Raw genomic sequence first — 7,164 nt, forward strand, 5'->3', positions numbered from 1 at the left:
CGAACAAAGTCGGGAGGGTGACGCCGACCGGCGGCTTCACCGAGTTTTCTATTCCTACCCCTGGCAGCCAGCCACACGCCATCACCACAGGTCCGGACGGGAATCTGTGGTTCACTGAAACCGGCGCGAACAAAATCGGGAGGGTGACGCCGACCGGCGGCTTCACCGAGTTCTCTATTCCTACTTCTGGCAGCCAGCCGCACACTATCACCACGGGTGCGGACGGGAATCTGTGGTTCACTGAGGCTGGCGCCAGCAGGATCGCGAAGCTGACACCGACCGGCAGCTTTACCGAATTTTTCATCCCGACGACGAGCGACGAAGCGCCCGTAAGGTGGCCTTCTCCGCAGGGCATCATTGCAGGACCGGACGGCAACCTCTGGTTCACCGAGCGTATCTGCAACAAGATCTGGACGGTGACACCGGCAGGCAGTTTCACCGGCTTTTCCGTGCCCACCGCGAACAGCCAGCCGCTTGCCATCACCGCCGGCCCCGATGGCCGCCTATGGTTCACGGAGGTTGAGAGCCTGCAGATCGGGGCGGTGACGCTGGCCGGCAGCTTCACCGAGTTTCCGATCCCGACACATCGGCAGCCCATGACAATTACAGCAGGCCCCGACGGCAATCTCTGGTTCACAGAATTCTTCAGGGCAGCAGAAAAGATCGGTACGGTGACACCGACCGGCAGCCTTACCGAGGTTTCTATTCCGACTAGCAACGGCGTCGCTCACGGTATCGCCACGGGTCCCGATGGCAACGTTTGGTTCACTGAGGCTGGCGCCGGCAGGATTGGGCGCGTAAACCTGTCATACCCGACCTCGCGGAGCAGGGCTGTTGAATGACAAGCTACGGCCGACGGGCGACACCTCCCGGCTCAGGCGCGGCGCCGATTCCGTACCCGCAGTCAGGCGGGCCGCAGGGTCAGATGGCTGAGCCATGCCGAACGGCAAGGCGTTTGGCTTGCAACCTTCGCGTCAAATGAGTGGTATCAGAAGCCATGGGTTTGAGGTTCGAGTGGGATCGTCGAAAGGCGGCACGCAACCTTGCCAAACACGGCCTGTCGTTCGATGAAGCGTCGACGGTATTCGCCGATGGGCTATCGGTCACGATTCCCGATCCAGACCATTCCGAAGATGAAGAGCGATGGATCATCATCGGCCAATCAAATCGTGGTAGGCTGCTTGTTGTGGTACACACTGAGGACGACAACACGGTTCGGATCATCAGCGCACGGGACGCCGAAAAGCGCGAGCGGGTGAAGTATGAAGAAGCAAGATCGTGACGGAGACGAAATGCGGAGTTACTACGACTTCAGCGGCGGCGTTCGCGGCAAATACGCCAAGCGCTATGCCGAAGGAACGAACGTCGTGGTCCTCGATCCCGACGTCGCCAACATGTTCAAGGACGCCGAGTCCGTCAACGAGACGCTGCGCGCAGTTGCCCGCATCATCGAACTCCAATCGCACAAAGGGCGTACGGCTAGCCGAACCAGCCGTTCCAGGCGACGGCTAAAAACGAGCCGCGCCTGAACGGCACGCCGTTGGGCAGACGGAACGTGTTGACGGAGATGGCGTGATGGATCGGCAGGACATCCTTGACACGATCCGCCGGAGTGCCAACGCCAACGGCGGAATCCCCCCTGGCGAGGACCGGCTCGCCCAGCTCGGCATACCTGCCGCAGCGTGGGGGAAGTACTGGTCGCGGATCAGCGCGGCGCACCGCGAAGCTGGCGTCAAGCCCAATCGAGCGCATGAGCCTCATCCCGAGGTGGATGCTCTCGCCCGCCTCGCCAGCCTTACGCAGGAGCTTGGAGCGTTGCCGACGTCCCGTGATCGAATCGTGAAGCACCACCAGGATACAGCTTTCCCAAGTGAGCGCGTGTACAAGCGTCTCGGGCCGACCGCCAAGCTGGTATCACGGCTCATCGAGTACTCACGGTCCCATCCTGGTAACGACGACGTACTCACGATCTGCACGGCCCATCCGAGCCAGACAGCGGTGCCGGCACCCGAGAAGTCGTCCGCGGTCACCTTCGGAACTGTCTACTTGCTCAAAGGGCCGGGTCGACGATTCAAGATTGGACGAACGAACGCTTTCGGCAGGCGCAGACGAGAGCTTGGCATCCAGCTGCCATTCGAGACGCGCAAGGTGCATGTGATTGAGACCGATGATCCCGAGGGCGTGGAGGCATACTGGCACCAGCGCTTCGCCGCACAACGCATCAACAGCGAGTGGTTCGAACTCGATGCCGACTCTGTGGCTGCCTTCAAGCGGTGGAAGCGCTTGCGATAGGCTGCCCAACCCGGCGCTGCACCCGGCGGCCCCGAGCGGCCGCGGGTGAGCGCCACGACGTTGGGCGTCGTAGGCAGGGCGTCGAACGGGGTCACAGGAAGCAAGGGAGGACGAGTTGCCACTCCGTTCGAAGGACGCGCTGAAAGTTAACTATACCGACGATGGCGCGGGCGAAAGCGTTGTTCTGATCCATAGCTCGGTGAGTGGCAACCGTCAGTGGCGACCTCTCGTCGACGCGCTAAAGGACGGCTATCGCGTCTTGGCGGTTAACCTGTTCGGGTACGGCGAAACGACTCCTTGGCCCAACACGTCCCCGCAGTCGCTTTACGCGCAGGCTCAGCTTGTACTCGCGCTATGCGAGGACATCGAAGGTCCTGTCCACCTCGTCGGCCATTCCTTCGGCGCGTCCGTGGCGATGAAGGCCACGTCTCTTCTCACCCACCGAGTCGGCAAACTCGTGCTGCTTGAGCCCAATCCGTTTTATCTCCTCAAGCAGCACGGCCGCACGGAGGCATTCTTGGAGTCTCGCGCGTTGCGCGACCATGTGAAGTGTTTTGGTTCCCTCGGTGACTGGCCGAAAGTCGCCGAGAGGTTCGCAGACTACTGGTTGGGTGATGGGTCGTGGGCGGCAATGCCAGAAAAACGGCGGCAGGCCTTCGTTGCCTCGCTGCCGCCGAACTTCCATGAGTGGGACGCGGTAATGAGCGAGGAGACGACGGTTGCCGAATGGAACCGCGTGACTGCCAAGACATTGGTCGTAAGCGCGGTTGACACCCGGCGTCCCATCCGAGAGATTGTTGAGATTCTTTCCCGCTCGTGCCCCAGTTGGTCGTTTGCGCAATTGCCGGAAGGTGGACACATGGCGCCGCTCACGCGTCCGGACCTGGTAAACCCGATCGTGAGGCGATTCCTTGATGCAGATGCACCGTGAGCAGGGATACGACGCCGCCCAACCATCCGATGCAGCGGACCGCTTCGAAGCAGGCTTTCGCCCGCTTCTTCGCGGCCGCTGATCGGAAACGTTAGGCCGCTACGACGCGCTTCGAAGAACGTGACGGATGATGGAGAAACACAAGCTGTACGCGAATACTCGGTTCTCAGAAGACGTTCTCCGGGCGGGAGCCTCAGCATTTCGCTCCCGCGTGCCGCTCAGCGGTAAGGAGGCCGAGCGGCTATTCCTGACAGTGGAGGTCGACGGGGCAGACTGGCATCACGACTCGGAGGAGGAGTTCTTCGCGGATTACCGCCGCTCAGCACGTGGTGCAGTCTTTCAGCTTGAGCGCTCGGGCGGCCGCCTCCGGCTCCAGGCCTTCAGCGCGTCCGTGCACGTGGCGGTCGGGGCGCCGGATCGGTCACAGGTTGAGGCAATCTCAGCGGTCTTCGAGCAGGCGGCCGAGCGCTGCGCCTTGTCTAAGCCGCTGAAACCGCCGCCCCCGCGGCCGATTCGGCCTACGATCTTCCTGGGTCACGGTCAGAGTCCTCTCTGGCGGGATCTTAAGGACCATCTTCACGAGAAGCATGGATACCTCGTTGAAGCGTACGAGATCGGCGCCAGAGCCGGTCATGCTATCCGTGATGCCCTGCAAGATATGCTCGCAAAGAGCGCCTTCGCGTTTCTGGTGATGACCGGCGAAGACGAAATGGCGGGTGGGGGAACACGTGCGCGCCAGAACGTCGTCCATGAGGCCGGCCTGTTCCAAGGCAGATTAGGATTTCGCCGCGCAATCGTGCTCCTGGAGGAGGGAACGGAGGAGTTCTCGAACATTCACGGCATCGAGCAGATCCGCTTCTCGAAGGGAAACATCAAAGAGACGTTCGGTGAAGTACTGGCCACCATCCGCCGAGAGTTCCCGTGGGTGGCCTAACACGCGCGTTGAGCCGCCCGGCTTGCACGGCGGACCCTGTCGCAAGCGTCATTGGGCCGGCGGCTCACGCGCACGACGTTAGGTTTGGTCACCTTCGGGAATCGGAGTATGAGGATGAGCATGGAGTCTATGAACATTATCGTAACAAGTGCGACGCGTCTCACCGAGACTGACCAATTTGATCCCATAGAGCTTACGACGAAGAGACTTGTAACTCTAACTCATGCAAATTGCGCGGGCGGCCAAGTGACAGTCAGGTCGAAAGGTCTCTTCGATAAGGATGCGTCCTTTAAGTGCACCATCTGCAAGCAAGAACAGAGCGTTCCTCTTCACGCTGCAATTCAAGACTTACGACGGACACTGCTTCGTGGGGAGGTGCGCCTCTGCGACTACAACCATGAGGTGTGTTTCTTTCCAGCGACGTCGAAAGACTCGCAAGGGAAACCAACCTAACGAGGCCCTGCAGCCGACCGGCATGAACATCTCGTTACATCGCAGGCGGCGGTGGGCCGGCGTTAGGTTCTTTGGGCGAGCGTATGTCCTTGGCTGACAAGATCAGATCCGCACTCGGTGAAAAGAAGGATGACGGCCACGAGCAGGTCGCGTGCTCCTTCTGCCTAAAGGGGCAGGACCGGGTACGGAAGCTCATCGCCGGACCATCCGTCTACATCTGCGACGAGTGCATCGATCTCTGCAATGACATCATCGCAGAGGAATCACCCGAGGACTCCAGTAACGCGGGGGTAGCCGCTCCAGTTGCGTCCCATTGCGTCGCCTGCCACCTGCCGAAGCCTGCGACCGAGGTCCTGGCGATCCCGGGTGCCGGCGTTGTCTGCCATTCTTGCGCCGATGCCATTCGGTCGGTCGCGGATGCAGCGCTTCCATTACCGACTGAAGCCTCCACGCTGTTGACCAATTGCGGGCCGTTGGCAGAGCAGCCGTGTAAACTGTGCGGCATCGTCTTACAGGGCGCCAGTCTCTTGGCGATTCCTGATCGCGGTGCCCTGTGCGGTGCGTGCGTTGACGCGGTAGAAGCAGCGGTTCGGAACCAGCATGGCAAGGGTACAACCTAACCCGCCGCTGGATCGGACCGCGGGCATGGGCCGGTTCGTTTCGACCGAGCTGGCGCGGCATGCCCGCGGCCGCTCAGCGGCACGACGTTAGGCGTCCAGGATCCATGCGGTCTAGAATGCAAACCGTTCTCATTGCGCTGTGCACTTTCGTGGTTGTGGGCCACGCAGCGCTCGCACGAGAAATGCTTCCAAACCGTTGCGATGCTCCCCCGGTAGCCACAGCCGAGCAGGCTGTGTGCCTGGCGCGGCTAGATCTCGAGGGCACAGCGCTAACCGCAGATTGGAGGCAGTTGAAAGCGGAAGCATTCAGGCATGATGAATCTTGTTGGGTTGTGGAGTTCCGTGACACGCGGCCGGGCGCTCTGGGTGGCGGCGGCCAGGTCACTGTGGATGTGAACTCGGGCAAGGTGACCAAGCGTCGTGGTGATCAATGATCCGCAGTGAATCTCGGCGATTACTTCAGGCGACAACGCCTAACCAGCGCGTCGAGCCGACTTTCCACAACCGGCCCCGCGCCGCCGCCCGCGGCTCACGCGCACGGCGTTAGACAAGTACAGTGAGCAAGCAGCCCAAAAGGAAGGCGCACCTCCAAGCCGAGCACTTCACTCACCGGGCGCTCTGGACTGGTACCCAGGTTCGGCGCGTCCTCGGCAAGACATCTGAGGCCGGACAGTATGCTTCGGTCGCCTCCGCCCTATTCGTCTACCTGGCTTTCGAGGGCTTCCTGAATGATCTTGGCGAGGCCATTGCGCCGACCGAATGGGGACGCGAGCGCGCGATCTTCACGAAGCCATCATTCAAAGGCACTCTGGGAAAGCTGGCTTTCCTCGCCGAGCGCTGTGGCGCCGGCTTGGAGAAGGGACGCAGGCCATACTCTACCCTCAAGGCGCTCGACACGCGCCGGTCGCGGCTCGTCCACCCTCGCACCGAGCGACTTGCTAAGACCGTGACGTTCGGCGACCCTCGTGACATCCCCGATCGCCTAGAGTCGCAGGCAATGTCCTTCGCTACCGACCGTTTCCTGAAGCACGCTTTCGCAGATACTGAGGCCGTTGCCGACCAACTCGTCTCCGCCGCTAGAGCGAGGTTCTCACGGGAGATGCGCACTTACATTGGACGTGCCTTCTTTGGCGAGGTCGCTACCCAGTCCGGACGCATCGCGTGAGGTGGTTGTGCCTCCCAAGGGCATGGAGACCGATGCGCAAGAAGACGTACGCGCCTGATGCCCAAGCCGTCCGGCTCACTCTGCGAGGTCGCGAAGACATGAGCACACGTGGTAACGGTGAACCGTGTTCGAGCGGGTGCTCAAGAGGTTTCGCGACAATATCCGGCTGCGTCAATACGTAATGACCATCCACGCCGAGGAGGAAATGGATGACGACCGTCTGAGCATCTTCGATGTCGAAAGCGCGACCTTGACCGGGCAGATCATTGAACGGCAACGTGACCGTAAGACGCGCGAATGGAAGTACGTGGTCAGCGGCGGGGCCATTGATGGGGCGCGCGTCGGTGTAGTTGGGAAGTTGAGCTCTTCGGGCAGCTTGGTTATCCTGACAACGTATCGGGAGTAATGATGGCGCGAAGATCGGGTTTGATGTGCGACATTTGCGGGGAGAAGGCTGCCCGGCTGCGAAAGCTCACGCGAAGCTACGGCCGCGGAACGAACCTTCTCGTCATTGAAGGGGTTCCGGTGATCAGCTGCTCGCACTGCGGTGAGAGCTACCTGACCGCGGAGACATTGCACGAGATCGAACGGATCAAGCTCCACCGAAGATCACTAGCCGCCAGGCGCGCTGTGCCGATCGCCGCTTTTGGGTGATCCGACGAGCGGGTGAGTCTAACACGCCGCTCGATCTGACGGCGGGCATGCGGGGCATTTCGTTGACTGAAAGCGTTCCGTTTGCCCGCCGCAGCTCAGCGGCAAGCCGTTCGGC

The 7,164-nt window shown here is 61.3% G+C and carries 9 protein-coding genes and 1 pseudogene; all 10 read left to right on the forward strand.

Annotated features, from left to right (window positions below; translation table 11 throughout):
- On the forward strand, positions 1-842 hold an 842-nt coding region (locus VF515_04900), incomplete at its 5' end, for a Virginiamycin B lyase (protein HEX7406974.1).
- A 161-nt stretch (positions 843-1,003) separates the two neighbouring features.
- Positions 1,004-1,282, forward strand: coding sequence for a BrnT family toxin (locus VF515_04905; protein HEX7406975.1), 279 nt, complete (start codon positions 1,004-1,006; stop codon positions 1,280-1,282).
- Positions 1,263-1,529 carry a hypothetical protein gene (locus VF515_04910; protein HEX7406976.1) on the forward strand — a complete coding sequence of 89 codons (267 nt, stop codon included), beginning with the start codon at positions 1,263-1,265 and terminating at the stop codon, positions 1,527-1,529. The genes VF515_04905 and VF515_04910 overlap by 20 nt, the downstream gene beginning before the upstream one ends.
- 46 nt (positions 1,530-1,575) lie before the next feature.
- Positions 1,576-2,292 (forward strand): GIY-YIG nuclease family protein, encoded by a 717-nt coding sequence (locus VF515_04915; protein HEX7406977.1) that lies wholly within the window; start codon positions 1,576-1,578, stop codon positions 2,290-2,292.
- 115 nt (positions 2,293-2,407) lie between these two features.
- Complete coding sequence (locus VF515_04920) at positions 2,408-3,223, forward strand: alpha/beta hydrolase (GenBank protein ID HEX7406978.1); 816 nt, start codon at positions 2,408-2,410, stop codon at positions 3,221-3,223.
- A gap of 127 nt (positions 3,224-3,350) precedes the next feature.
- Positions 3,351-4,157, forward strand: coding sequence for a TIR domain-containing protein (locus VF515_04925; protein ID HEX7406979.1), 807 nt, complete (start codon positions 3,351-3,353; stop codon positions 4,155-4,157).
- 536 nt (positions 4,158-4,693) lie between these two features.
- Positions 4,694-4,873, forward strand: a pseudogene (locus tag VF515_04930) (ClpX C4-type zinc finger protein).
- Positions 4,874-5,786: 913 nt separating this feature from the next.
- Complete coding sequence (locus tag VF515_04935) at positions 5,787-6,395, forward strand: hypothetical protein (GenBank protein ID HEX7406980.1); 609 nt, start codon at positions 5,787-5,789, stop codon at positions 6,393-6,395.
- Positions 6,396-6,519: 124 nt separating this feature from the next.
- A complete protein-coding gene (locus tag VF515_04940) occupies positions 6,520-6,801 on the forward strand; it encodes a DUF4258 domain-containing protein (GenBank protein HEX7406981.1) in 282 nt (93 codons plus the stop codon).
- A gap of 23 nt (positions 6,802-6,824) precedes the next feature.
- Positions 6,825-7,049 carry a type II toxin-antitoxin system MqsA family antitoxin gene (locus VF515_04945; GenBank protein HEX7406982.1) on the forward strand — a complete coding sequence of 75 codons (225 nt, stop codon included), beginning with the start codon at positions 6,825-6,827 and terminating at the stop codon, positions 7,047-7,049.
- The last annotated feature ends 115 nt before the right edge of the window (positions 7,050-7,164 follow it).

Source organism: Candidatus Binatia bacterium (genome assembly GCA_036382395.1).
Classification (GTDB): Bacteria; Desulfobacterota; Binatia; order HRBIN30; family HRBIN30; genus JAGDMS01.

Bases quoted from the DNA above. Each gene is read 5' to 3' on its own strand.
- VF515_04910 (HEX7406976.1), top strand. From the start codon at position 1,263: ATGAAGAAGCAAGATCGTGACGGAGACGAAATGCGGAGTTACTACGAC.
- VF515_04915 (HEX7406977.1), top strand. From the start codon at position 1,576: ATGGATCGGCAGGACATCCTTGACACGATCCGCCGGAGTGCCAACGCC.
- VF515_04925 (HEX7406979.1), top strand. From the start codon at position 3,351: ATGATGGAGAAACACAAGCTGTACGCGAATACTCGGTTCTCAGAAGAC.
- VF515_04945 (HEX7406982.1), top strand. From the start codon at position 6,825: ATGTGCGACATTTGCGGGGAGAAGGCTGCCCGGCTGCGAAAGCTCACG.